The following is a 23460-nucleotide window of genomic DNA, read 5'->3' on the forward strand; positions in this document are numbered from 1 at the left end:
AGCGGACGATGACGAACCGCCGAGAGCGATCGCTGCTGATCCAGCGCCTTGCAGCGCTCGGCGCCGTCGACGGCGATGCGGAGGACGAGCGCCTCAGACGGTCGACGCTCGTGCTGTCGACGTCGCTGATCTGCGTCCTCACGCCACTCTGGGTCGTCACCTACCTCGCCCTCGGCCTGCCGATCCCGATGTCGATCCCGTTGGGCTACCTGGTCGTCACGATCCCCTCGCTGGTCTGGTTCGCCCGGACGCGGCGATACGTCCCGTTCCGGACGTTCCAGCTGACGCTGATGCTCCTGCTCCCCTTCGCCCTCCAGTGGTCGCTCGGCGGGTTCGTCGCGTCGAGCGCCGTGTCGCTCTGGGGTCTCTGGCCGGCACTCGGCGCGGTCTTGTTCGTGGGGGCGCGCGGGGCAGTGGTCTGGTTCGCCGGATACCTGGCCCTCTTGGCCATCTCTGCCGTAATCGAGCCCATCCTCGAACCGGCTGCGATTCCGGATGCCGTGCAGACCGCGTTCTTCGTCGGGAACCTGACGGGCCCGTCGCTGGTCGCCTACCTGCTCCTGCAGTACTTCGTTCGCGAGCGCGATCGGGAGCATCAACGGTCGGAACGTCTGCTCCTGAACGTCCTGCCGGCCGCGGTCGCGGCCCGACTCAAGCAGCGTGAGGGGGTCATCGCCGACCGCTTCCCCGAGGCAACCGTGCTCTTCGCCGACATTGTGGACTTCACGCCGCTTGCGGTCGGGTTGCCGCCGGAGGACGTGGTCAGGTTGCTCGACGAGGTCTTCACCGCTTTCGATCGGCTCGCCGATGACTACCGCCTGGAGAAGATCAAGACCATCGGCGACGCCTACATGGTGGCGGGCGGCGTTCCGACGCCGCGGGACGATCACTGCGAGGCTGTCGCCGAGATGGCGCTTGCGATGCTGCAGGTGTGCCAGGGGCTGACAGACCTCAACACCGTGAGGTTGCGGATCGGCATGGACACCGGTCCGGTCGTAGCCGGCGTCATCGGGCAGCGCAAGTTCAGCTACGACCTGTGGGGCGATACGGTCAACACGGCGAGCCGGCTGGAGAGTCATGGTGTGCCCGGCTCGATCCAGGTCTCGTCACGGGTCTACGACCGCCTGTCGGATCGGTACAGCTTCGAACAGCGCGGCCTGATCGATCTGAAGGGCAAGGGTCCGACACCCGCCTGGCTCCTACTGGGACCGCGGGCGTGATCGGCCGAGGGCCTCAGTCAAAGCGCGGGCGGTAGCACCATTGGCGGGTACGGCGATGTGCTCGAGGTCCAGCCAGTCCGCCATCAGGTGGAGCTCCGCGGCCAACTGCTCGGCAAAGTCGGGGGCGTTCGGCTCGGGGGTGAGGGTGGGGACGACGAGCGTCGAGGATTGACGGTCGGCTTTGAGGTCTACTCGGGCCACCAGTTGGTCGCCCAGAAGGAACGGCAGGACGTAGTAGCCATGGATGCGTTGTGGGGCAGGGGTGTAGATGCTGATCCGGTAGAAGAAGTCGAACAGGCGATGGGTGCGGTCGCGGTTCCAGATCAGCGGGTCGAACGGCGAGAGCAGAGCCTGCGCGTCGATCGGGCGGTCCTTCGCCTCGTGCCAGCGGTACGCCTGCTGCTTCACGCCCTCGACACGAACCGGGATCAGCTCACCGGCCTCGACCAGCTCGCCGACCACCTCGCGACCAGTTGCTGCGGGCAACGGAAAGTGCCCCCGGCCGCTGACGCCACACAGCTCCTTCAGCGTCGCGATCCCCAGACCACGGGCCGCGATCCGCACCAGCTCACGACGAGCCTCGTCGGCGGTCGGCTCCGGAGCGTCGAGTACGTCGGCAGGCAGCACGCGCTCGGTGAGGTCGTAGATCCGCTCGAAGTGCCGCCGGCCCGCGATCGTCACCAGGCCCGCGCAGAACAGGTACTCGATCGCGATCTTCGCGTCCTGCCAGTTCCACATCGTGCCGGTCGTCGGATCCGGATGCGGCTCGGAGCGCTTCCGCCGTACGCCGTCCGGGCTCGCCTCGCCCGCCGTCAGCGGCCCCTGCTCCGTCACCATCCGCAGGACCTGGTCGACGTACCCGGGCCGCTCCGCCGTCAGCCGGCGCATTCCCTCGACGACCGACCACGGCGCGGTCACGTCCGGGCTCAGCTCCTCGTCCCACACCTGCCGCTCGGCCGCCCGCATCCGCCACCGCATCAAGGGGTACGTCGTCAACGGGAGCAGTGCAGCCTTGTGGCCCCAGAAGTACTCGAACAACTCCCGGTCCGCGCCCCAACTCAGCTTGTCCAGACCCGCTCGCGAGTACCTCCCAACCCGCGAGAACACCGGCAGATAATGCGACCGGCACAACACGTTCACCGAGTCCAACTGCAGCACGCCTGCGCGCTGGACAGCCTTCCGCACACGCCGTACATCCCCGCGTCCTCGCGGCTCTCCGAACCCCTGCGCCCCCAACGCAATCCGCCGCGCCTCACCCCCCGAAACCTCATCTCCAACGGCAGCCATGCTTCGAACATATAGCGAACCAGTGTTACGCAGGCACAAGTTCCGCCTCGTAGCTGATGGTCAGGCGGCGGTAGGCGGCGCTCAGGAAGGCCAGGAGTACGACGATCAGCATCAGGAGGCTGGCCGCGACGAAGGCTAGGGCGATGCCGCGGGCCTGGCCGTCTCCGAGGAGCCAGCCGAAGGTGGTGCGGCCCGCTGCCGAGTCCATGTAGGGGATCAGCAGGAACTGTGCCGCCGGGCCGATGGCGAAGGCGGCGATGGGGGTGGACGCGGTCTCGATGCTCTGTGCGAACCCGAACACCCGGCCCTGCTTCTCGAACGGGACCATCCGCTGCAGGATCGTCTGCTCGGCCGCCTCGGCGACCGGGACCAGCAGCATGAAGCCGAACATGCCGAGCACCAGCAGCGACTGCCACTCGCGCGCCGCCGTAGTCAGGCCGACGACCGCGATCCCGACGTTCGCCAGCATCAGCAGCCGCAGCGGCGAACGGCCGAGGCCGAAGCGGGCGACGACGGCGCCGCCGGCGATGAAGCCGATGCTGGTGATGCCGAGGACGATGCCCCAGGACTGTACCGAGAACAGGTTCAGTCCGTACGGGTCCATCAGCGCCATGAAGACGCCCATGATCAGGTTGTTGAACGTGCTGAACAGGACCAGCGGCAGCAGCCCGGGTACGTCGCGCATCGTCTGCCAGGCGCTCCGGATGTCGATCCGGGTCCGCTCGTGGTGCTCCGGCCGCGGCTCGTCGAGGTGGATCGCGAGCAGCAGGTGGACGAGTACGGCGGCCGTGAACACGACCGCGATCGCGACCGTGCCGCCCATGCCGACGAAGCCGACCGACAGGCCGCTGAGGACGCTCGTGATCAGGTGCGCGACGCCGTTCACCGTGCCGACGAGACCGTTCGCCTTGTCGCGGCGGTCGGCCGGGACGAGCAACGTCACCGCGGTCGAGAGCGCGATGCTGCGGAGCTGGCCGGCGGTGCTACCGACCAGGACCAGGAGCGCGAACGCCCAGAACCACGGCCCGTGCCAGTTGGTGAGCTGCCGGCCGACAACGACGTACAGGATGCCCGCGAGCGCGAAGGCCACGCCGGTGATCGAGGTGGACAGCGCCATCGCGGTCTTCTTGCGGTGCGAGTCCACGACCGCGCCGAAGATCGTCCCGGAGGCGGCGCCGATCAGCATCGAGACACCGGAGACGAGCGATGCGGCGAGCACCGAGTGCGTCACCAGGTACACCCAGAAGGCGAAGCCGAAGCTCAGGAACGTGGTCGTCACGTTCGCCACCAACGTGTTGATCAGCAACCGCCTGAATGTCGTCGTCATACCCCTACGTCGGACGCGACCTCAAGAAATTGACAACACCTCGCGAAGCGTCTCGAAATCGTCCGGTTCGAGCGGGACCAGACCGCGGCGGAGCTGGTAGCCCCAGTTCGGCGCCTGGGTCAGCCTCAGGTCGACCTCGCGGAGCGCCGCGCGGTGGACGGGCAGGAACTCGATCCGCCGCCGCCACGGCTGGATCGTGCCGCGGGCACCCATCGACATCGGTTCTGCCTGGTACGGCGCGGTGTCGGCGACCACTCCGAGCGCGGTGAACGCCCGGAGCGGTTCCTTGGACCCGTACCGCTCGGTGGGGGAGTAGATCACGAACCCGTCACCCTCGCGCAGCCGCGCGACGCCGTACCGCTTGCCGTGATTGAGCTGGATGAAACCGCCCTCGACGGCCCGCCGGGTGTGGTCCGCGGAGACCACACCCAGCCAGGCCCTGTTCAGATCGTTCATGCACCTAGTGTCAGGCGGTATATACGACATCTTTCGTCATAATTTTCCGGCGGAGTTTGGCGAGCAGCGGCCAGGCGATCATCAGCAGGATCACGGCGTAGATCACGTACGCGACCGGCCCGCCGATCAGGCCCGAGACGTCGCCGTTGGACAGCTGCAGCGCCATCCGGGCCTGACGTTCGGCGATCGGTCCGAGGATCACGCCGATGATCAGCGGGAGTACGGGCAGCCCGAAGCGGCGCATCGCGAACCCGAGCAGGCCGAGCACGAGGAGCAGCAGCAGGTCGAGCGGCTGCGCGTTGACGGCGTACGCGCCCATCGAGGCGAAGAAGATGATCCCGGCGTACAGGTACGGGCGGGGGATCTGCAGCAGCTTCGCCCAGGCCGGCGCGAGCGGCAGGTTGAGCAGCAACAGGAACAGGTTGCCGATGAACAGGCTCGCGATCAGTGCCCACACCAGCTTCGGTTCGCGCTGGAACAGCAGCGGTCCGGGCTGGATGCCGTACGACGTGAAGGCGGCGAGCATCACCGCTGCAGTCGCGTTCGTGGGCAGACCGAGCGCGAGCATCGGGACCAGCGTGCCGGCGGCCGACGCGTTGTTCGCTGCCTCCGGTCCCGCCACGCCCTCGATCGCACCATGCCCGAACTCCTCCGGGTGCTTGGACAGCTTCTTCTCGGTCGCATACGAGAGGAAAGTCGGGATTTCCGCGCCGCCGGCCGGCAGCGCTCCGATCGGGAAGCCGTACGCCGTACCTCGTAGCCACGGCTTCCACGAGCGACGCCAGTCCGACTTGCCCATCCACGGCCGCCCGACCGGGATCACCGTGCCGGGGTTCCGCCGCAGATGCGCAGCGACCCAGAGCGCCTCGCCGACCGCGAAGATGCCGACGGCAACCACCACGACATCGATGCCGTCGGCCAGCTGCGGGATCCCGAGCGTGAGCCGCTGCTGGCCGGTCACCTTGTCGATCCCGACCAGCCCGATCACCAGCCCGAGCAGCAGCGCCGCGAACCCGCGGATCCGCGACGACCCGAGCACCGACGTGGCACCGGCGAACGCGAGCAGCATGATCGCCAGGTAGTCCGGCGCGCCCAGGCTGATGGCGAACTTCACCACCTGCGGCGCGACCAGCACCAGCAACAGCGTCCCGATCGTCCCGGCCACGAACGATCCGATCGCGGCCGTCGCCAGCGCCTGCGCGGCCCGTCCGGCTCGTGCCATCTTGTTGCCCTCGATCGCCGTCACCACCGATGACGACTCCCCGGGCGTGTTGAGCAGGATCGAGGTGGTCGAGCCGCCGTACATGCCGCCGTAGAAGATGCCGGCGAACATGATGAACGCCTGCACCGGCTCCATCCCGTAGGTGATCGGCAGCAGCAGCGCCACCGTCATCGCCGGCCCGATCCCGGGCAGTACGCCGACCGCCGTACCGACCGTGACTCCTAGCAGTGCCAGCAACAGGTTGATCGGCGTCAGCACGTCGCCGAACCCGTTCAGCAGGTTCGTCAGGTTGTCCATCACAGAATCCCTTGCAGTACGCCGGCCGGCAGGTTGACCCCGAGCCCGATCGCGAACGCGTAGAACGTGATCAGCGACAGTGCGACCGCGATGAACACGTTCCGGATGTGGTGCCGGCTGCCGAGCGCGAACGCCGACCCCCAGAACAGCAGGGTTCCGCTGATCACCCAGCCCAGCGGCTCGATCAGCACCAGGTTCACCACGAACGCGGCGATCAGCAGCAGTACCGTGCGCCAGTCGACGGACGACGTGACGTCGACGTCCTCGCCTTCCTCGGCCGCACCGGTGCCGCCGCGGGCGACGTCGACGGCGTACAGCACGGCGACCACGAGCAGCAGTACGCCGAGCACGATCGGGACCGGCTTCGGGCCGATCGGATCGTTGCTGTTGGCAATGTGCTGGATCCGGGCGGCGTCGACGATCACCAGGGCGCCGACCACCGCCAGGAAACCACACACTCCGTACTGCGCTGTGTCCCGCCGAGCCTCGCGTGGAGTCTCGGCGGTGCTCATGCCGCCAGGCCCAGTTTCGTCAGGATGTCCGCCACGGCCTTGTCCTGTTCGGTCAGGAACTTCCCGAACTCGTCACCGGTCACGAACGCGTCCGTCCAGCCGTGCTTCTGCAGCTCGGCCTTCCACTGCGGCGAGTCGTGCATCTTGGTCAGCGCGTCGATCCAGACCTTCTTGTCCCCGTCGCTGATCTCCGGCGGCGCCACGATGCCGCGCCAGTTCGTGAACACCAGGTCGATCCCGGAGCCCTTCAGCGTCGGCACGTCCTTGAGCGCGTCGATCGGCTTCTCGCTGGTCACCGCGAGTACGCGGACCTGACCGCTCTCCACTTGGTCCAGGAACTCGCCGAATCCGCTGGCCCCGAACGCGATCTTGCTACCGAGCAGCGCGGGCAGCAGTTCGCCGCCACCGTCGTACGAGACGAAGTTGACGTCCTTCGGATTGATGCCGACGGCCTGTGCGAGCTGCATCGGCAGCAGGTGGTCCGGTCCGCCCGGCGACGAGCCGCCGCCGACGGCCAGTCCCTTGGGGTTCGCCTTCCAGGCGGTGACGAGGTCCTGGATCGTCTTGTACGGCGAGTTCTTCGGCACCACGATCGCGCCGGCCTCCTCGATCATCTTGGCGATCGGGGTGGTCTGGGTGAGCGTCGCCTTCGACTTCGACGTGTACGTCGCGCCGACCACGCCGAGCCCCATCTGCATCGCGAGCTTGCCGTTGCCCTTCTCGTTCACGATCCGCTGCAGGCCGACCGTGCCGCCCGCGCCGGGCAGGTTGAACACCTGGACGCCGGTCGCGATCTTGGCGTCGTCCATCACCTTCGCGGCGGTCCGGGCGGTGGTGTCGTACCCGCCGCCCGCGGTGTTCGGCACCATCAGCCGCAGGCCGGTGGCCGGCTTTCCGCTGTCGGCGTTCGATGTGTCGGATTTTTCCGCGGTCGCGCCACAGGCGGTCGCGGTCACCAGGGCGACCAGCGCCGTGGTGACCCAGAGCATCGGCCTAGACCTCATCGGCGGAGTCCTTTCGGGAATGGTTCAGGTGCCGACGATCGTGGACCTCCTGTGGTACGGGCGTCTGCGTTGTGGCCGCAGCGGTGGTTGAGTTCATTGTGGTCACAGGCGGAACCTGGTTGAAGTGTGGCACTTGGCCGCTGGAGCGGTGATCATGCGGCAGGACGTGCGAGGAGGTGAACATGGCGGTGCGACTGGGACGAAGGCCGACCCTGGCCGGCCAGCTGCTGGTGCTGCAGCTGGCGATCGTGGTGATCGTGCTCGTGGCCGTCGCCGCGGTCTCGCTCGCCCAGTCGGCCGCCACGTTCAACCGGGTCGAAGGCCGCCGGGTCACCTTGCTGGCCGAGCAGTTGTCGTCGAACCCCGCGCTGCGGTTCAACGTTCGCAACCCGGCGCCTGCGGAGATGCTTGCACCCACGCTGCAGACCAGCCTCGCGCAGTCCGGCGTCACCTCGATCACGGTCGCGAACGCCGACGGAAAGGTGATCGCGGCAACCAATCCGACCCTGATCGGGACGAAGCTCACGCTCGGTGTCCCAGAGGTTGCGGACGGTCGAGGCTGGTCGGGGCAGCTGCGGGGCGACGGCGGGATGGAGCTGGTGGCCCAGGTTCCGGTGCTGAGCGAAGGCAGGGACAAGAACGGCAAGCTGGACGGGACGCTCGGCGACCACATCGGGACCGTGATGGTCGGTGAGCGGGCTCCGTCCGTACTGCAGCGGTTGCGCGGCGCGTCGTCGTACCTCGCGATCTATCTCGGAATCGCCTGTGTGCTGGGGCTGCTCGGGTCGTGGCTGCTCGCCCGGCGGATCAAGCGGCAGACGCTCGGGCTCGAACCTCGGGAGATCGCGGGACTGGCGGAGCATCGGGAAGCCATGCTGTACGGGCTTGCCGAGGGAGTCGTTGCCTTGGACCCGCATCTGCGCGTGACGCTGGTGAACGACGTCGGCCGGCGACTCCTCGATCTCCCTTCCGATGCGGTGGGAAAGTCCTTGCGGGAGCTGGGTGTCGAAGGACGGCTGCGCGAAGTGCTGGCCGGCGAGGACGAGGCGCGCGACGCGGTCGTCGTACGGCGTGGTCGGGTGCTCGTGATGAACCGGATGAGTGTTACCAAAGACGGGCGGTCACTCGGATCCGTCACCACGCTGCGGGACCGGACCGAGCTCGCGCAACTGGAGCGCGAATTGGGGTCGTTCCGTTCGTCCGCGGAGCTGCTGCGGGCGCAGACGCACGAGTTCGCGAACCAGCTGCACACGATCTCCGGGCTGATCCAGATCGGTGAGTACGACGAGGTGGTCACGTACGTCGGCGCGCTCAACCGCTATCGTGAATCGCTCGACCTGACCGTGACCAGGCGGGTCCACGACACCACGGTCGCCGCCCTCCTGATGGCGAAGTCGTCGCTCGCGGCCGAACGCCGCGTCGAGCTCCGGGTGTCCGAGCGGACCACGCTGCTGCGCCTCGATCCGGCGCTTTCCGCCGACATCGCGACCGTCCTCGGCAACTTGGTCGACAACGCCGTCGACGCGGCCGCGCTGTCCGGTACGCCGCTGTCGCCCGCATGGGTCGAGGTCGAGCTTCGGCAGGACGCGACGAGTGTGGAGATCGTGGTCCGCGACTCCGGGCCGGGAGTCGCACCCGAGCTGGCGCAGGAGGTGTTCGCGCACGGATTCACCACCAAGGCCGCGGCCGAGGGCGAACGCGGGATCGGCCTCGCGATGACCCGCCTGATCTGCCGGCGCCGCGGCGGCGAGGTGGCGGTCACCAACCTCGCCGAGGGTGGTGCGGCGTTCGTCGCGCGGATGTCCACCCAGCGCACGCCGGAGGGAGCCCGATGATCAAGGTGCTGGTCGTCGACGACGACTTCATGGTCGCCCGCATCCACCGCGGGTTCGTCGACCGCGTGGACGGCTTCGAGGTCGTCGGTACGGCGAACTCCGGCGACCAGGCCGTGGCGGCGCTCGGTGAGCTTTCTCCTGACCTGGTTCTTCTGGACCTCTACCTCCCCGACATCTTCGGCCTCGACCTGATCGCCCGCCTGCGTGCCGTCCAGCCCGACGTCGACATCCTCGTGATCACCGCCGCCCGCGAGGCGGACGCGGTCCGCGGGGCTGTGCGGCAGGGTGTCGTGAACTACCTCCTGAAACCCTTCGGTTTCGAGGACCTCCGGGCGCGGCTCCGGGAGTACGCCCGCCGCCGCGCCAGCGTCCCCGACCAGGTCACCTCCCAAGCCGACGTCGACCGGGTCCTGGCGCCCGCCCGTCAGCTGGTCAACCGGCTCCCCAAAGGACTCAGCCAGGAAACCGCCGACCTCGTCACCGCCGCCCTCCGCGCCGCCCCCGACAACCTCTCCGCCGCCGAGTGCGCCGAGAAGGTCGGCATCTCCCGCGTCAGCGCCCGCCGCTACCTCGAGTTCTTCGCCGCCCAAGGCCAGGCCGAAGTATCCCTCCGCTACGGCACCACCGGCCGCCCCGAACGCCGCTACACCTGGCGAACCTGACCCCCACTCCACCCGCCCCACCCCCCGTACACCCACCCCACCCACCCCGCCCCCCGTACACCCACCCCACCCGCCCCGTACACCCACCCCACCCACCCCGTACACCCACCCCCGGCCGCCCACGCCGCCCGGGCGTCGCCCCGCTCGGTCCCCGCCCTTGGCCGACCCGCATTTGCTGGGTCAGCCACCGCATTTGATGGGTTGACCAGTCAAATGGGGGGTTCCACACCCTTAACCAGGGTGGTTAACCCCCCACTTGGCTGGTTAACCCATCAAATGCTGATGGGCTGGTCGTCGAGTCGTTGGCTCGATGGGTGCGGGAGCGGGCGGGGTGCGGTCAGCGGGAGGCGGCGGCGTACGGGCGGTCGAAGATCTCGCCGAGGGTCAGTCCTCGACCAGTTCGACGGATGCGGCGTGGCGTTCGGCCAGCGCGTGGTAGACGGCGGCGTTGTGGTCGACGAAGAGTCTTGCGGTGCCGTCGAGCGGGATGATCTTCTCGCGGGGCTGCCCATCGCGACCGACTCCGGTGGGATGACCGCGCCGGGCGTGACCGTGGACCCAGCGGCGACCAGTGACCGTTTGCCGACCACCGCGCCGTCCAGCACGATCGCGCCGTTTCCGACCAGCGCCTGCTCGCCGATCGTGCAGTCGTGGACCAGGCACTGGTGACCGACCGTGGCGTTCGGGCCGATCTCGCAGCCGTTGTGGCCGACGTGGATGACCGTGTTGTCCTGGATGTTCGCGCCGGCGCGGATCGTGATCGTGCCCAGATCGGCCCGGATCACCGCGCCGTACCAGATCGACACCCCGGCCTCGACCACCACGTCACCGACCAGCGTGGCGGTCGGCGCGATCCACGCGTCGGGATGGACGGTCGGACGCTTACCTTCGAACGAGTACAGCGGCATGCGCCACACCCTAATGCTCAGCTGATCGTGATCCCGCTGATCGGCGTACCGGGAGGCAGGTCGCGGATCTGGGTGTGGATCTGCCCGAGGATGTTGAGCGACACCACGAAGTCCAGGACCTCGACGTTGTCGAGCGTGAGTTCGCCGCCGAGCTGCGGCGGATGGGTGAACGAGTAGACCTGATCAGGACCCGGTACGACGCCCTGGTTCGCGGCGCCGAACACCAGGCCGGCCAGCAGGTACTGGTCCTGGCCGTCCTCCGTGTTCAGCGCGTCCCGCAGCTCGTCCGCGCTCGCCCAGGTGAGCTCCAGCGTCCCCTCGAGCGTGTCGAGCCACCAGAACCCGTCAGCCGCCTGGAAGAACACGTCCCCGAACGGCGACGTGAACACCGGCACCAACCCGTCGAGTTCGAGGAAGGTCCAGGATTCGAGCGCACGCGCGTACTGCTCGTCGGAGAACGACCGGGTCAGCTCCATGCCGTGAGCCTAGGCGCGAGCGGGGGCCACGTGTCCAACTAGGGTGAGCGGATGCTCAAACCAGTCGCCGGGTTCGCAGCGTTCGGACTGTTCTGGGGTGCGTGGGGAGCGATCCTGCCCGCGATCCGGGCCGGCGCCGGTGTGAACGACGGAGAGCTCGGTGTGGCATTGCTGATGATCGGGCTCGGAGCGCTGGTGTCGATGCGGTTCACCGGCTACCTGATCGACCGGTACGGCGGCGTCGTGCTTCCCGTGGTGACCGTGTTGTTCGCGCTCTGCGGCGTACTGCCTGCCCTGGCTGGTTCGGTCGTCACGCTGAGCGCGGCGCTGTTGTTGCTCGGAGCAACTTCTGGTGCGACGGACGTGGCGATCAACGCGACCGGATCCCACACCGAACACGAGACCGGACGGCCGGTGATGAACCTCGCCCACGGCATGTTCTCGGTCGCGGTCGTGGTGGCGAGCCTCGGTACGGGGGGACTTCGGGCGGCCGGTGTGAGGGCACTGCCGGTGCTGGCCGGTGTGGCGACTCTGATCGTGATCACGGCGGCTGCCGTCCTTGCGCCGGGAGCAACCAAGGTCACCGGGACCGCCAGGACGCACACCGGAAAGTCGAGAGCCAGGCTCGAACCGGTGCTCCTCGTGTTCGGCGTGCTGTGTGCACTGGCCTACCTGGTCGAGAACGCGTGGCAGAGCTGGAGCGCCGTACATCTCGACACCTCACTGAACGCCTCGGCCGGCCTCGCGTCCACTGCTCCCGCGGTCTTCGCTGCTGCGGCCGCCACCGGCCGCTTCGCAGGTAACGCTCTGCTCGCCCGGGTCCGCCCGGTGCGGCTCTTGGTCGTCGGCGGTGCCGTCGCAGCCGTCGGCTCACTCGTCGCGGCCACCGCGAACAATCCCTGGACGGCACTCATCGGGATCGGCGTCGCCGGCCTCGGTACGTCGGTCTGCGCGCCGACCGTCATCGGGATGGCGGGCGCCTGGGCGGGTCCCGAGCGGCGCGCCGGAGCGATCTCCACGGTGACCACGATCGCCTACGTCGGGTTCCTGATCGGCCCGGCAGCGGTCGGCGCGGTCTCGTCAGCGTGGTCGCTGCCGGTTGCCCTGGGCGCGGTCGCCGTCATCGCGGTCGTCGTCGCCGGCCTCGCACCGGTCGCCGACCGTGTCGCCAGTCCCCGAGCGAGCCGCCAACTGGACTGAGTGCGGCCCCGTCGACGTACGTCGAAAGGGATGTGAAAGGCCCTACTGCAACGGTTACGGTGGCTGAACCGATCGAGGAGGGTGGCATGACGGAGATCGCGAAATCCGGGGCTGCGGTGATCAGCCGGGCGGACGGGCGGGACGACGGCGAGGAATGGACCGAGAACTACACCGAGCTGCCGGGTGGTGCCGGTGTCTCGCTGATTCTCGAGTCGACCACGCAGGAGGGCGTCGGTCCGCGGCTGCACCTGCATCCGTACGCCGAGACGTTCATCATCCGGCGGGGTTCGGCGACGTTCACGGTGGACACCGAGGAGATCGTCGGCAAGGCCGGCCAGATCCTGGTCGTACCGGCCGAGACCCCGCACAAGTTCCGCACCGGCCCGGGCGGCTACGAAGCGGTGCACATCCACGCCAACCCAACCTTCGAAACCACCTGGCTGGAGTAGTTAGGCCCTACTCGGCCTTCGGGGGAGCGAACGCGGCCAGCAGGGTCGCGGTGATGTACGGCGCTGCCTGGTCGGACGTGATGCGCCCGGCCTGGATCTCGCTCGCGGCGCCGTGCATCACGTTGTGCATGACGCTGACCAGCCACGACGTCGGCAGGTCGGTACGGAAAACGTTTTCGGCACGGCCGCGTTCGAGCAGCCGTTCCACGCGCGCCATCGGATCGGCGTGCAGTTCTCGCACCCGTCCGGGCGGCAGTGCGTCCTGAGCCGCGAGCAGCAGCGCCCGGTACTGGTCGACCAGGTGCCAGCTCGACTCGATCAACCGGGTCAGCGCGTCGCGCGGATCACCGGTCAGATCGACCTGCCCGAGGGTCTCCTCGCCGGTCGCGATCGCCTGGACGAAGACGGCGTCGACCAGCTCGGCCCGGGAGGGGAAGTGGCCGTACAGGGTCACTCGCCCGACCCCGGCCGCCTTCGCGATCTCCGACGTACTCGCCGCCGGATCCCGGCCCAGACACTCGGCGGCCGCGGTCAGGATCGCCGCGATGCTCCGTTGCGCGTCCGCGCGCCGGGTGGTGACAGCCATCGGCCCTCCATGATCTCGAACACTACTGTACGAATTCCTCTTGTCGAACACCAGTGTACGAGTTACCGTACCGAATGTAACCCGTACACACCTGTTCAAGTTAAGGACGAGATCATGACTCAACCCGACCCCCGGCGGTGGCGGCTGCTGGGGCTGCTTGCCGTCGCGCAGTTCATGCTGATCCTCGACGTCACCGTGGTGGCGATCGCGCTGCCGAACATCGAGACCGACCTGCACCTGCGGCGCGAGACGCTGACCTGGGTGGTGAGTGCGTACACGCTGATGTTCGGCGGCCTGATGCTGCTCGGCGGTCGCGCCGCCGACCTGTTCGGCTCGCGCCGCGTCGTACTGACCGGCCTGTTCGTGTTCACGCTGGCCTCGCTCGTCACCGGTCTCGCCAATGGGCCTGAGGTCCTGCTGGGCGGCCGCGTCGCGCAAGGCATCGGGGCCGCGATGCTCTCGCCGGCGGCGCTGTCCGTCGTCACCAAGACGTTCGACGGGGACGAGCGCAACAAGGCGCTCGGGATCTGGTCCGCGATGGGCGGTGGCGGCTCCGCGATCGGCGTACTGCTCGGTGGTCTGCTCACCGCGGGTCCCGGCTGGCAGTGGGTGTTCTACATCAACCTGCCGATCGGCCTGGTCGTGTTCGCGCTGCTGATCCGGATGCTTCCCGCCGACACGCCGAGCGAGCAGCCGGGGCATCTCGACGTACCGGGTGCTCTGCTGGTGACCGCCGGCACGGGTACGGCGATCTACGCGCTGATCAACGCCGGCGATCGCGGCTGGCTCTCGCTCGCGACGCTCGGCACGCTGGCCGGAGCTCTTGTTCTGTACGGCGTCTTCGCCTGGGTCCAGCGCACCGTGCGGTCGCCGCTGATGGACCTGCGGATCTTCACCCGCCGGCCCGTCACCGCCGGTATCTTCATGATCCTGGTCGCGACCGCCCTGATGATCTCGATGTTCTTCCTGGGCTCGTTCTACCTGCAGCATTTCAAGCAGTACGGCGCTCTGCGCACCGGACTGTTGTTCCTGCCGGTGGCGATCGCGGCGATCGTCGGCGCGCAGATTGCCGGGCATGTCGTCGGCCGGGTCGGCGCACGGCCGATCGCGATGGCCGGGTTCCTGATCACCGCGGCCGGCGTGGCTGTCCCCGCGATCTGGGAGGGTGCTGCCGTGGTCGTGATCGGGATGACCGTCGGGACGGTCGGGCTGGGCGCCGCGTTCGTGGCGTCGTCGACCACGACGTTCGCGCAGATCGACTACCGCGAAGCTGGTCTGGCGTCCGGGCTCCTCAGCACGTTCCACGAGTTCGGCGCCTCCCTCGGCGTCGCTGTGGTGTCGAGCATCGCGGCGGCGAGTCTTGCGGGGACCGTGTCGACAGGATTCACTCGTGGGTTCACGTTCGCCGCGGTCACCGCCGCGGTGGCGGCCGCCCTCGCGCTGGTCGTCGTACCGGCGTTCAAGCCTTCGACTGGAGAAGTACATGCCCACTGAGATTCGCCGCGCGGTGGTCGCGGACGCGGAGATCGTGCTGACGATGATGCGTGAGCTGGCCGACTACCAGGACCAGGGCGCCTACCTGACGGCGAGCGTCGAGGACTGGCAAGGGTTCCTCGGCCGCGAGGACGTGATCGTGCTGATCGCGGAGGTCGGCGGCGACGCGGCCGGGTACGTTTCCGCGCTGCGGCGACCGTATCTGTGGGTCGGCGGGGACCAACTGGCGTTGGACGACCTCTATGTTCGGGAGCATTTCCGCGACTCCGGCGTCGGACGGAAACTCATGCTGGAGCTGGCCCGGCACGCGTTGCCGGACCGGCTACCGATCGGCTGGGGTCTGCGTCTGGAGAACACGGCCGGCTACCGCTTCTACGAACGCCTCGGCGCCAAGATGGTCACCAAGACCGCAGCCGGCTGGTCTCCCGAGGCGTACGAGCGTCAGCTGAGCGAGTAGGTGGCCGCGACCGGGAAGTGGTCGGACGCGAAGCTCACCGGAACCGACGCGGCGGTCGGCACCAGTTGCGCACTGTGCAGGTGGTAGTCGATCCGCTTCGTCGGCAACGGCACGGGGCTGGTGAGCCCGAGTCCGAGGCCCTTCTGCGGCCAGGTGTCCGTCCAGTTCGTCGTCAGAGTCTTCATTTCGGTCGACGTCGGTACGGCGTTCAGGTCGCCGACCAGGAGCGTCGCCTCGGGAGCGTCCTTCAGCAACGCGACGATCGCATTCACCTGATCGATGCGCTCGTCGTCATTGGTCGTCGTGAGGTGCGTGTCGGCGAAACGCAACGGCGTACCGTTCACGTCGATCAACGTCTCGAGCAGACCGCGCTGCTCACTGCCCGCATGCAGCGGCAGCAAGGTGTTGCGGGAGTCGACGATCGGGTACTTCGAGAGCACGAGCGTCCCGTACTGACGACGGGGCTTGCCGGGCTCGGCAGGATCCCAGTCCAGGTTGGCGGCGAAGACGTAGTTCATCTGCAACCGCGCCGCCAACCAGGCCGGCTGGTCCACCCAGTTGCTGCGGGCATCGAAGTACTTGTCGACCTCCTGCAGACCGACGACCGCGGCCCCGGCCGCCTCGATCGTCTTCGCGACCCGCTCGAGATCGAGCTTGCCGTCGACGCCCGCGCCGTGATGCATGTTGAACGTCAGGGCAGCAAACATTCCCGATCGCATACCCCAGTATCTCGGGGCGCCGGGATTATTTACATCGCTTCGGTTGCCAGGTCCTGCCAGGCTTCCCAGGTCTTCAGGCGGTCGGCGTACACCTGCTGGAGCATCGGGTAGCCCTGGGTTCCGAAGAAGATGCGGAGTGGTGGTGTGGGGGTGTCGGCGAGCTCGAGGATCGCGCGGCCGGCCGCGGCGGGGTCGCCGAAGTCGGCCGAGGCCACGTACGCGGACAGTGCGTCGCGCAGGTCGTCGTACAGCGGGCTCGGATCCGAGCGGACTCCGCCGGTGACGCCATCGGTCGCGTAACCGCCAGGCGCGACCACCGTGACCTTGATGCCGAAGCCCGCGACCTCTTGGGCGAGCGTGTGCTTGTTCGACGGCCGCGAACACAGCTGCCTTGTCGGTGACGTCGAGGGTGAGTGGGAGTACCGCGTCGCCGTACGTCGCGGTCAACTCGGTGACATCGCTCCGCGGTCCGTCGCGGCCACCCGGTCCCCACGGGACAGGGCGGCCTCGACACAGTGCTTGATGGTGCCCTCGCTTCGCTCGGTCACGTCCGGCCGAGGCCGCGAGAGGAGCCGGTGACGAACCAGACCTTGCTCATGGCCTGACGTTGTGGTTGCCGGCGAAAACGTTTTCTGGATCGTATTCGCGCTTCACCGCCGCGAGCCGCTCGTAGGTCTTGGCGGGGTAGACCGCGGCGACATCAGCGTCTTCGGCCTCGGACAGGAAGTTCGCGTACGCGCCGCTGACCCGCGGGCTCAGGCGATCCCACAGTTGCTGCCGCGCCGGACGCGTCGCCTCGATCACCGGCGGCGGACCGACGGTCATGGTGACGAACATCAGCTCCGCCTGGCGGTGCGCGTACGCCGTCGCGTCGTCGGCGACCTGCGCCACGGCCCCGCCGACGCTGCGGACGGCGATGACCGGAGAGCCCTGCGAGGTGCCGGCCTCGGCGAGGATCCGCAGTACCTCGGGCACGGAATCCTTGTCGACAAAGGCACTCCGGGTGGCGAACTGGATGCCGGGCGGCGGTACGACGCCGTCCACGAGCACCTCGGCGTACGGCGTCAGCGTGACATCGTCGGCGATCACGGTGCCGAGTGCGCGGATCGGATCGATCGCCTGCGCGGCGAGTTCGGCATAGTCGCCGTCGTACGCGACCTGGATCTCCAGCGGCGCCTCGGGACCGCCGAGGAACGGGTTCGCGAACGACGCGATCGAGGTCAGCTCCACGGGCGCGGTGCGCAGGTACTCCGCCCAGCGGGGCAGCACCTCGGCGATCTCGTTCGGGGGAAAGACGATCTTGCCGAAGTGGATGTCGGTCGTCGGGTGCGCCGCGAACTCGAACGCAGTCACGATCCCGAAGTTCCCGCCGCCACCGCGGATCGCCCAGAACAGCTCCTGGTTCTCGTCGGCCGACGCCCGTACGACGTCACCCGCGGCGGTCACGAGCTCCGCGGCGACCAGGCTGTCCAGCGCGAGACCGTACTTGCGGACCTTCCACCCGATGCCGCCGGTCAGCGTCAACCCGCCGACCCCGACGCTCTTGGTGTCACCCGACGAGATCGCCAGCCCGTGCGGCGCCAGCGCGGCCGCGACCTGCCCCCAGGTGGCGCCGCCACCGATCCGGACGACGTACTTGTCCTTGTCCACAACCTCGATGCCCGCCAGGTTGACGAGATCGATCACCACCCCGCCGTCGTTCGTCCCGAATCCTGGGAACGCGTGTCCACCGCCGCGCACCGCGAGCGGCAGCCCGCTGCCCGCGGCGTACCGGACGGCCTTCTGGACGTCCTCGACGGTCGTCGGCCTGAGGACGTACGCCGGACTGCCCCCGACCAGCACGGTCTTGCTCGCGGCGTCGTACCCGGGGTCCTCCGGCCCGACGATCTCTCCAGCGAATCCTTCGACTATTGCGCTCATGACGTTCCTTTGCGTTTGCCCTCATCGAACAAACACCTGACGCCCGCCGAGCGCCCGATGTGACGTGAGCAAGCCCACATCACAAAACGCGGGGCTACTTCGTCTGTTCTCGGCTGTGGTGTCGATTCCGCGGTGGTCCGGTCGACGCAGTGGTGACGGTTCACCTCTGTGAAAGGACTTTCGACATGAGTACTGTGACGCTCCCGGCCGCCCGTATCTCCACTCGCGCCATGCTGACCGGCGGAGTTGTCGCCGGGCCGCTGTACGTCGCGGTGTGGCTGACCCAGGCGTTCACCCGCGACGGTTTCGACATCACCCGCCACCCCGCCAGCCTGCTCGCGAACGGTGGGCCGGGGTGGATCCAGACGGCGAACTTCATCGTCAGCGGCCTCCTGACAATCGCCGGCGCTGTCGGCCTCCGCCAGACGCTGCGGGCCGGTGGTTCGTCCGTGCGCGGGCGGGTGTGGGGTCCCCGGCTCGTCGGCGCCTACGGTTTCGGTCTGCTACTCGCGGCCGCGTTCCCCGCGGATCCTGCGGCCGGGTTCCCGGTCGGCACGCCGGCCGACTACGCCGAGATCAGCACGCGGGGCATGGGTCACTTCGTGGCCGGCACCATCGGGTTCTCCGGCCTGATCGCCGCGTGCCTGGTGTTCGGCGCGCACTACCGCGCGATCGGCCGCCGTACCCTCGCCCGCTTCTCGGTGGTGACAGGCATCCTGTTCTTCGCCGCGTTCGCAGGTCTCAGCGCCGGCGCCGGCAGCCGCCCTACCATCATCGCCTTCGACCTCGCGGTGATCCTCGGCTGGACCTGGATCACCACAATCTGCCGCGACAAGCGCTAGAGCATGTCTCCCAACCCCACGCCTAACGCATGCGGATCGTCACCAGCCCGCGCCGCCACCCACCCGGGGTTGGCGGTGGACAGACGAGGGGTGGTGGGAGGGTGGGGTGATGATCTATCGGTTCTCGGTGGGGCGGTTGGAGTGTGTGGTGGTGAGCGACGGCCAGCCGGGGCCGCCGTTCGAGCCGCGGCTGGAGGATTTCTTCACACCTGAGTCGGGTGTACCGGACGACGTACTGCGGGACTCGTGCCAGGGGCGTTCGACGCTGACCTGCGGGTACAACTGCCTGTTCGTGAGCACCCCGGACGGGACAGCGGTGATCGACACGGGGCTGGGGGCGAGCTTCCTCGGGTACGGCGAGTACATCGAGCCGCTCATCGGACAGTTGGACTGCGGAATGACCAGCGCCGGACTGTCGCAGTCGGAGTTGGCTGCGGTCGTGTTCACGCATCTCCACCAGGATCATGCGCGCGGAGCGATCTGGGCGGGCAAGCTGACCTTCCCCGCGGCGACCGCGTTCGCGCATGCGTCGGAGGTCGCGTTCTGGTCAGGCTCCGTCGACCTTCCGTCGGCGCAGCCGCACCTCGAGGCTGCTCGAGAAACCATCCGCATGTTCGGCGAGAAGCTGCGGCCGTTCGAGTACGACGCCGAGATCCTGCCCGGCGTACACACGCTCTCCGCCCCCGGCCACACACCCGGCCACTCAGCCATCCTCCTGCAGTCCCAAGGCGAACGCCTGCTCTGCGTGGGCGACACCTTCTACGACCCGCTTCAACTCATCAACCCGGCCTGGGCCACCCCGTGGGACCTGGACGCACCGGCCTCCGTCACCACCCGCCGCCAACTCCTGTCCCGCGCCGCCGACGAACACCTCCTGATCCACGCCTACCACCTCCCGTTCCCAGGCCTCGGCCACGTCCAACGCAACGGCCCCACCTACACCTGGCACCCCCTCGACGTACCGAACAACGGGTAGTGCTCCAGCGCGGACCTCCACGCCCGCCGTCCTGACGACTGGCCAGCGTTCCAGAGGTGGACCACTACCCGTCCTTCGGTACGCCTCTCGCCCACCTTCCGCGGCTACCGCACCGCGTCCTCAGCACATCGCCTCGTCCGCACGCTGTGGTGGTGTCGCGGTGGTGGGTTAGGGGAGGCAGGTGCGGAGGGCGGTGATCAGGTGCGCGGCTCGGGGGTCGCCGTGGCCGAGCATGCGGTTGGCGGTGTAGGCGAAGGCTACGCCGTACTCGTCGTCGCCGAAGGCGAACTGGCCGCCGGCGCCGTCGTTGCCGAAGCTGCGTGGGCCCAGCGTCGGCCGGAAGGGGGAGTCCAGCAGGAACCCGGACCCCCAGCGTGCGCCGGCATCAAACCCCAGGAACCCCGCACCGGAAGAGACCTCACGCACCGCGTCGCCGACCGTGTCAGGAGTCAGCAACCGCGGCGAGCCGTCGATCCCGGTGATCGCGGCGGCGTCCGCCCCGAACCCCTCGTCCACCCAACCTGAACTCATGGGCAGGACGATAGGTCCGAGGCGACTCTGCGGGCGATCGAATTACGGAAAGGTCCACTTCTGGTTGAGGCCGTTGTTGCAGGTGTAGAGGATGAGTTTGGTGCCGTTCGCTGAGGAGGCGCCGGCGGCGTCGAGACAGAGGGGTACGGCGGCGTTGACGAGGGCCCCGTTCGGTTGGGGGATCCAACGTTGACCGGGGGAGTTGTCACAGGTCCACAGCACGGCAGGGGTCTTGAGGGCGGTGCCGCGCGCGGAGAGGCACTTGCCCATCGTGCGCACGGTTCCGTCCTCTGTGGACGGCGTCCACTGCTGGTTGATTGCGCCCTTGCACGTGTAGAGCGTGGTCGGCGTACCGTCCACGGTCGAGGCCTGGTAGACGTCGATGCACTGGCCCGCGATCCCGGTGGCCGGCCCGGTGTCCTGGTACACCCCGAACTCCCAGAACGAGTAGTAGCTTCCGGCCACGGCTCGCTGCGTCGCGACCATCCGGACGTACCGCGCGTAGTTCGGTGTGAACGTGACGACGTCCGTCCCGCCGTCCCCGCTCACCGTCGACGCCACAGTCCTCCAGGTGCGCCCGCTCGCCAACACCTGGATCTGGTAGGACTTCGCGTACGCCGTCGACAACCAGTTCATCATCACCCGGTTGACCACCTGGACGGACCCGAGATCGACCTGGAACCACTGCGGATCCGTGCGCGCACTCGACCATGCGGTGCTCATCGAACCGTCCACGGCCTTCGACGCCTCGCGCCCGGCAAGGTAGGTGCTAGAGGCAACCGCAGGGCGACCGCGGGCAAGGTTCCGCTTCGTAGCAAAGGCGGCCGTGTACGTCGTCGGTGTCGCCGGTGCAACCAGGTTGTGGTCACGCGCCCCACCGTCCGACCACAACCCGAACCGGTAGAGCTGGTTGGCCACGTTCTGCACCGGATCCGTCGCCACCGAAACACTCGATCCGACGATCGTCGTGACCGGGAGCGGACTCTTCCCGCTCTTGGCGAGGACCGTCACCGGCAACCCGGTCGGTGTGGTCGCGAACGTCGTACCGACCGTCTTCGGATCGAGCCGCACGCTCTTGACATCCGTCAGCCCCTGAGCATCCCGCGCCGTCAGCTTCAGCTCGAGATACGACGGATATTCGTGATCCGGCGCCGTGAACGAGCTGGTCGCCCCGGTCACTGTCGTGATCGTATGCGTGTGGCAGTCACTCGGGCAGTGATGCATGATCAGCGACCACGTCAACGCGGATCCCGGCAACGTCCCCTGCTCTGGGTCGGTCGCCGAACCCGAGAAGTTGATGGTGTCGCCAACCTTCCACGTGGTTGCCGGACCGGGAGAGGTGATCGTCGCGGTCGGTGCGGTGTTCGCGACGTTGATCTGGGTGCTCGTCGTACTGCTCGCTGTCCCGTCGGACACCCGCAGACGCACAGTCACCGTGTCGGTGGCCGTGTACGTGTGCTGCACAACGGCGGCCGTCGAGTCGTCGTACGCCCCGTCGCCGTCGAGGTCCCACGCGTACGTGAGCGGATCGCCGTCGGCGTCGTCGGACGCGGTCCCGTCGAACGTCACCGTCAACGGCGTCGGCCCGCTCGACGGGTCGGCGTGGATCACGGCCGTCGGCGGATTGTTCGTGCTGTTGTAGACGTAGCGGAGGATCCGGCCGTTGTCGTAGTCGACCGTGAAGAGGTCGCCGCCGGGACCAGTCTGCAGGCGAGTGGCGCCGTACCCGGAGGCGAAGAGCTGGATCTTCGCCGGGTCGGGCAGACCGTTGCTCCCCGGCATCATCGCCCACACGCACCTGCGGCTGTAGTCGGTGAAGAACAGCGAGCCGTCGTACGCCGCCGGGTAGTTCCCGCCCTTGTAGAACGAGAGCCCGGAGATGGACGAACTGCCGGTGGAGCACGTCCCGGCGACCTGCTCCGTGTGCTTGTAGGTGTAGTACGGCGACGCGACCGCGGACGAGCCTGCCGCGTACAGGTTCTCGCAGATGTTGACGTTCGCGCCGTCGTACCCGGGCTGGCGGCCGGTGCCTTCGTAGCACGGCCAGCCGAAGTTCGTGACGCCCGCCGTCGGGGCGACGACGCGGTCGATCTCTTCCCAGCTCTGGTACCCGACGTCACCGATCCACAGCTCGCTCGTCCCCGGCCGGAACGTGAACCGCATCGGGTTGCGCAGACCTTCCGCGACGATCCGGCGGGCGTTCAGATCTGGGCTGCTGATCAACGGGTTGTTCGGCGCGGCCTGGCCGGTGTCGGGGTCGATGCGGATGATCGAGCCGTCCAGACCGGTCGGATCGCCTGTGGTCCGTAGGTCCTGCGCACGCAGCGCGCCGCCTTCGGCAGTCGGCGGAGTGAGCGTCGCACCGACCGGAGCCGGCCCGTCGCCACACGGGTTGTCGGGCGTCAGGTCGGAAGCGGGGAAGCTGTCCTGCCCGTAGTCGATGTAGTTGAAGCTCCCGCCGTCACCACCGCCGGCGTACAGGAAGCCGTCCGGGCCGAACTCGATCGAGCCGATCGAGTGGCTCGGGTAGACCTGGCACCAGTCCTCGACGAGCACCTGCTCGGCGCCGTTCGCGTTGAGCACCGAGAGTCGCGCGCTGGCTTGGCAGCCGTCACCGGTCGGGCCGGGCGGCGACGGACACGGGTCGGCGTCGGTGCCCGGCGTACCCCACTTCGGCGTCGGCCCGCCGATCAGCCCGTCGTGCGTGTACAGCACGTAGATCCGTGGATCTCCAGGGAAATCGGGATGCAGCGCCAGTCCGAGAAGGCCGCGGTCCCAGTAGTTGTAGACCTCGGTCCGCAAGTCGGCGTACACGCTGGGCGTCGGATCGTCGAGCGAGTCGAAGACCTTGATCAGGCCGCTCTTCTCGGCGACGAACACCCGGCCGTCCGGCGAGAACGCGACGTTCGTCGGACTGGTCAGTCCGCTGAACGCCACTTGCTCACTGAAACCGGTGGGCGTGACAGCAGCCTGTGCCGGACCGATCGTGACGAACGGCAACAGAAGTACGACGCACAGTGCGGGCAGCGCAGAGCGCAGCCAACGGGCAGAAATCCTCACGAAGCCCCCAGGACCAAGGT

Annotated in this window: 23 protein-coding genes; 9 read left to right on the top strand and 14 right to left on the bottom strand. The window is 68.3% G+C overall.

The window, feature by feature from the left end:
* Nucleotides 1-8 precede the first annotated feature (8 nt).
* The gene (locus EV647_RS15920; RefSeq protein WP_134003422.1) at nucleotides 9-1220 is read left to right on the top strand and encodes an adenylate/guanylate cyclase domain-containing protein; all 1212 of its coding nucleotides are present in this window, start codon (nucleotides 9-11) and stop codon (nucleotides 1218-1220) included.
* Here the strand turns inward: EV647_RS15920 and EV647_RS15925 are convergent.
* From EV647_RS15925 to EV647_RS15950, 6 genes are all read right to left on the bottom strand, one after another.
* Entirely contained in the window at nucleotides 1200-2405 is a 1206-nt protein-coding gene (locus tag EV647_RS15925; protein ID WP_238177236.1) for a winged helix-turn-helix domain-containing protein, read from the bottom strand. The two genes, EV647_RS15920 and EV647_RS15925, sit on opposite strands and share 21 nt — an antisense overlap.
* A gap of 127 nt (nucleotides 2406-2532) precedes the next feature.
* Nucleotides 2533-3834 (bottom strand): MFS transporter, encoded by a 1302-nt coding sequence (locus EV647_RS15930; RefSeq protein ID WP_134003426.1) that lies wholly within the window; start codon nucleotides 3832-3834, stop codon nucleotides 2533-2535.
* 21 nt (nucleotides 3835-3855) lie between these two features.
* The gene (locus tag EV647_RS15935) at nucleotides 3856-4290 is read right to left on the bottom strand and encodes an EVE domain-containing protein (RefSeq protein ID WP_134003428.1); all 435 of its coding nucleotides are present in this window, start codon (nucleotides 4288-4290) and stop codon (nucleotides 3856-3858) included.
* Nucleotides 4291-4300: 10 nt separating this feature from the next.
* Complete coding sequence (locus EV647_RS15940) at nucleotides 4301-5809, bottom strand: tripartite tricarboxylate transporter permease (protein ID WP_134003430.1); 1509 nt, start codon at nucleotides 5807-5809, stop codon at nucleotides 4301-4303.
* A complete protein-coding gene (locus EV647_RS15945; RefSeq protein WP_134003433.1) occupies nucleotides 5809-6321 on the bottom strand; it encodes a tripartite tricarboxylate transporter TctB family protein in 513 nt (170 codons plus the stop codon). Before EV647_RS15945 ends, EV647_RS15940 begins: the two co-directional genes overlap by 1 nt.
* Nucleotides 6318-7325, bottom strand: a complete 1008-nt coding sequence (locus EV647_RS15950) for a tripartite tricarboxylate transporter substrate binding protein (protein ID WP_134003435.1) — start codon at nucleotides 7323-7325, stop codon at nucleotides 6318-6320. Before EV647_RS15950 ends, EV647_RS15945 begins: the two co-directional genes overlap by 4 nt.
* Nucleotides 7326-7507: 182 nt before the next feature.
* Between EV647_RS15950 and EV647_RS15955 the strand changes: the two genes are divergently transcribed.
* Both EV647_RS15955 and EV647_RS15960 read left to right on the top strand, forming a co-directional pair.
* Entirely contained in the window at nucleotides 7508-9160 is a 1653-nt protein-coding gene (locus EV647_RS15955) for an ATP-binding protein (protein ID WP_134003437.1), read from the top strand.
* Nucleotides 9157-9822 (top strand): response regulator, encoded by a 666-nt coding sequence (locus EV647_RS15960; protein WP_134003439.1) that lies wholly within the window; start codon nucleotides 9157-9159, stop codon nucleotides 9820-9822. The genes EV647_RS15955 and EV647_RS15960 overlap by 4 nt, the downstream gene beginning before the upstream one ends.
* A 272-nt stretch (nucleotides 9823-10094) precedes the next feature.
* On the opposite strand, the gene EV647_RS15965 is transcribed toward EV647_RS15960, so the two are convergent.
* Complete coding sequence (locus EV647_RS15965; RefSeq protein ID WP_238177237.1) at nucleotides 10095-10730, bottom strand: gamma carbonic anhydrase family protein; 636 nt, start codon at nucleotides 10728-10730, stop codon at nucleotides 10095-10097.
* A 17-nt stretch (nucleotides 10731-10747) separates the two neighbouring features.
* Nucleotides 10748-11206, bottom strand: coding sequence for a T6SS immunity protein Tdi1 domain-containing protein (locus EV647_RS15970; RefSeq protein ID WP_134003441.1), 459 nt, complete (start codon nucleotides 11204-11206; stop codon nucleotides 10748-10750).
* Between the two features lie 51 nt (nucleotides 11207-11257).
* On the opposite strand from EV647_RS15970, the gene EV647_RS15975 reads away from it, so the two are divergent.
* Complete coding sequence (locus tag EV647_RS15975; protein WP_134003443.1) at nucleotides 11258-12406, top strand: MFS transporter; 1149 nt, start codon at nucleotides 11258-11260, stop codon at nucleotides 12404-12406.
* An 86-nt stretch (nucleotides 12407-12492) separates the two neighbouring features.
* Nucleotides 12493-12855, top strand: coding sequence for a cupin domain-containing protein (locus EV647_RS15980; RefSeq protein ID WP_134003445.1), 363 nt, complete (start codon nucleotides 12493-12495; stop codon nucleotides 12853-12855).
* A gap of 7 nt (nucleotides 12856-12862) precedes the next feature.
* Here EV647_RS15980 and EV647_RS15985 read toward each other — a convergent pair whose 3' ends face one another.
* Entirely contained in the window at nucleotides 12863-13441 is a 579-nt protein-coding gene (locus EV647_RS15985) for a TetR/AcrR family transcriptional regulator (protein ID WP_134003447.1), read from the bottom strand.
* A gap of 114 nt (nucleotides 13442-13555) precedes the next feature.
* On the opposite strand from EV647_RS15985, the gene EV647_RS15990 reads away from it, so the two are divergent.
* The gene (locus EV647_RS15990; RefSeq protein ID WP_134003449.1) at nucleotides 13556-14935 is read left to right on the top strand and encodes an MFS transporter; all 1380 of its coding nucleotides are present in this window, start codon (nucleotides 13556-13558) and stop codon (nucleotides 14933-14935) included.
* Nucleotides 14925-15392: a GNAT family N-acetyltransferase gene (locus EV647_RS15995; protein ID WP_134003451.1), complete on the top strand. Its 468-nt coding sequence runs from the start codon at nucleotides 14925-14927 to the stop codon at nucleotides 15390-15392. Before EV647_RS15990 ends, EV647_RS15995 begins: the two co-directional genes overlap by 11 nt.
* On the opposite strand, the gene EV647_RS16000 is transcribed toward EV647_RS15995, so the two are convergent.
* The 3 genes from EV647_RS16000 to EV647_RS16010 all read right to left on the bottom strand — a co-directional run bounded on the left by EV647_RS16000 (nucleotide 15377) and on the right by EV647_RS16010 (nucleotide 18031).
* A complete protein-coding gene (locus tag EV647_RS16000) occupies nucleotides 15377-16099 on the bottom strand; it encodes an endonuclease/exonuclease/phosphatase family protein (protein WP_166679974.1) in 723 nt (240 codons plus the stop codon). The two genes, EV647_RS15995 and EV647_RS16000, sit on opposite strands and share 16 nt — an antisense overlap.
* Before the next feature lie 41 nt (nucleotides 16100-16140).
* On the bottom strand, nucleotides 16141-16428 hold the full coding sequence (locus EV647_RS42545; RefSeq protein WP_202876174.1) for a hypothetical protein: 288 nt from the start codon (nucleotides 16426-16428) through the stop codon (nucleotides 16141-16143).
* 277 nt (nucleotides 16429-16705) lie between these two features.
* Nucleotides 16706-18031, bottom strand: coding sequence for an FAD-binding oxidoreductase (locus tag EV647_RS16010; RefSeq protein ID WP_134003455.1), 1326 nt, complete (start codon nucleotides 18029-18031; stop codon nucleotides 16706-16708).
* A 185-nt stretch (nucleotides 18032-18216) separates the two neighbouring features.
* Here EV647_RS16010 and EV647_RS16015 point away from each other — a divergent pair, with 185 nt between their 5' ends.
* Both EV647_RS16015 and EV647_RS16020 read left to right on the top strand, forming a co-directional pair.
* Complete coding sequence (locus tag EV647_RS16015) at nucleotides 18217-18873, top strand: DUF998 domain-containing protein (RefSeq protein ID WP_134003457.1); 657 nt, start codon at nucleotides 18217-18219, stop codon at nucleotides 18871-18873.
* A gap of 109 nt (nucleotides 18874-18982) precedes the next feature.
* Nucleotides 18983-19849, top strand: a complete 867-nt coding sequence (locus tag EV647_RS16020) for an MBL fold metallo-hydrolase (protein ID WP_134003459.1) — start codon at nucleotides 18983-18985, stop codon at nucleotides 19847-19849.
* A gap of 168 nt (nucleotides 19850-20017) precedes the next feature.
* On the opposite strand, the gene EV647_RS16025 is transcribed toward EV647_RS16020, so the two are convergent.
* A complete protein-coding gene (locus EV647_RS16025) occupies nucleotides 20018-20380 on the bottom strand; it encodes a hypothetical protein (protein ID WP_202876175.1) in 363 nt (120 codons plus the stop codon).
* A gap of 42 nt (nucleotides 20381-20422) precedes the next feature.
* Nucleotides 20423-23440 (bottom strand): PQQ-dependent sugar dehydrogenase, encoded by a 3018-nt coding sequence (locus EV647_RS16035; protein ID WP_202876176.1) that lies wholly within the window; start codon nucleotides 23438-23440, stop codon nucleotides 20423-20425.
* Between the last annotated feature and the right edge of the window lie 20 nt (nucleotides 23441-23460).

Source organism: Kribbella sp. VKM Ac-2566 (genome assembly GCF_004366005.1).
In the GTDB taxonomy this organism is placed as follows: domain Bacteria; phylum Actinomycetota; class Actinomycetes; order Propionibacteriales; family Kribbellaceae; genus Kribbella; species Kribbella pratensis.

Coding starts and splice junctions, on each gene's coding strand:
- EV647_RS15920 (WP_134003422.1), top strand. CDS start 9: ATGACGAACCGCCGAGAGCGATCGCTGCTGATCCAGCGCCTTGCAGCG.
- EV647_RS15930 (WP_134003426.1), bottom strand. CDS start 3,834: ATGACGACGACATTCAGGCGGTTGCTGATCAACACGTTGGTGGCGAAC.
- EV647_RS15935 (WP_134003428.1), bottom strand. CDS start 4,290: ATGAACGATCTGAACAGGGCCTGGCTGGGTGTGGTCTCCGCGGACCAC.
- EV647_RS15940 (WP_134003430.1), bottom strand. CDS start 5,809: ATGGACAACCTGACGAACCTGCTGAACGGGTTCGGCGACGTGCTGACG.
- EV647_RS15945 (WP_134003433.1), bottom strand. CDS start 6,321: ATGAGCACCGCCGAGACTCCACGCGAGGCTCGGCGGGACACAGCGCAG.
- EV647_RS15950 (WP_134003435.1), bottom strand. CDS start 7,325: ATGAGGTCTAGGCCGATGCTCTGGGTCACCACGGCGCTGGTCGCCCTG.
- EV647_RS15955 (WP_134003437.1), top strand. CDS start 7,508: ATGGCGGTGCGACTGGGACGAAGGCCGACCCTGGCCGGCCAGCTGCTG.
- EV647_RS15960 (WP_134003439.1), top strand. CDS start 9,157: ATGATCAAGGTGCTGGTCGTCGACGACGACTTCATGGTCGCCCGCATC.
- EV647_RS15965 (WP_238177237.1), bottom strand. CDS start 10,730: ATGCCGCTGTACTCGTTCGAAGGTAAGCGTCCGACCGTCCATCCCGAC.
- EV647_RS15970 (WP_134003441.1), bottom strand. CDS start 11,206: ATGGAGCTGACCCGGTCGTTCTCCGACGAGCAGTACGCGCGTGCGCTC.
- EV647_RS15975 (WP_134003443.1), top strand. CDS start 11,258: ATGCTCAAACCAGTCGCCGGGTTCGCAGCGTTCGGACTGTTCTGGGGT.
- EV647_RS15980 (WP_134003445.1), top strand. CDS start 12,493: ATGACGGAGATCGCGAAATCCGGGGCTGCGGTGATCAGCCGGGCGGAC.
- EV647_RS15985 (WP_134003447.1), bottom strand. CDS start 13,441: ATGGCTGTCACCACCCGGCGCGCGGACGCGCAACGGAGCATCGCGGCG.
- EV647_RS15990 (WP_134003449.1), top strand. CDS start 13,556: ATGACTCAACCCGACCCCCGGCGGTGGCGGCTGCTGGGGCTGCTTGCC.
- EV647_RS15995 (WP_134003451.1), top strand. CDS start 14,925: ATGCCCACTGAGATTCGCCGCGCGGTGGTCGCGGACGCGGAGATCGTG.
- EV647_RS16000 (WP_166679974.1), bottom strand. CDS start 16,099: ATGTTTGCTGCCCTGACGTTCAACATGCATCACGGCGCGGGCGTCGAC.
- EV647_RS16010 (WP_134003455.1), bottom strand. CDS start 18,031: ATGAGCGCAATAGTCGAAGGATTCGCTGGAGAGATCGTCGGGCCGGAG.
- EV647_RS16015 (WP_134003457.1), top strand. CDS start 18,217: ATGAGTACTGTGACGCTCCCGGCCGCCCGTATCTCCACTCGCGCCATG.
- EV647_RS16020 (WP_134003459.1), top strand. CDS start 18,983: ATGATCTATCGGTTCTCGGTGGGGCGGTTGGAGTGTGTGGTGGTGAGC.
- EV647_RS16025 (WP_202876175.1), bottom strand. CDS start 20,380: ATGAGTTCAGGTTGGGTGGACGAGGGGTTCGGGGCGGACGCCGCCGCG.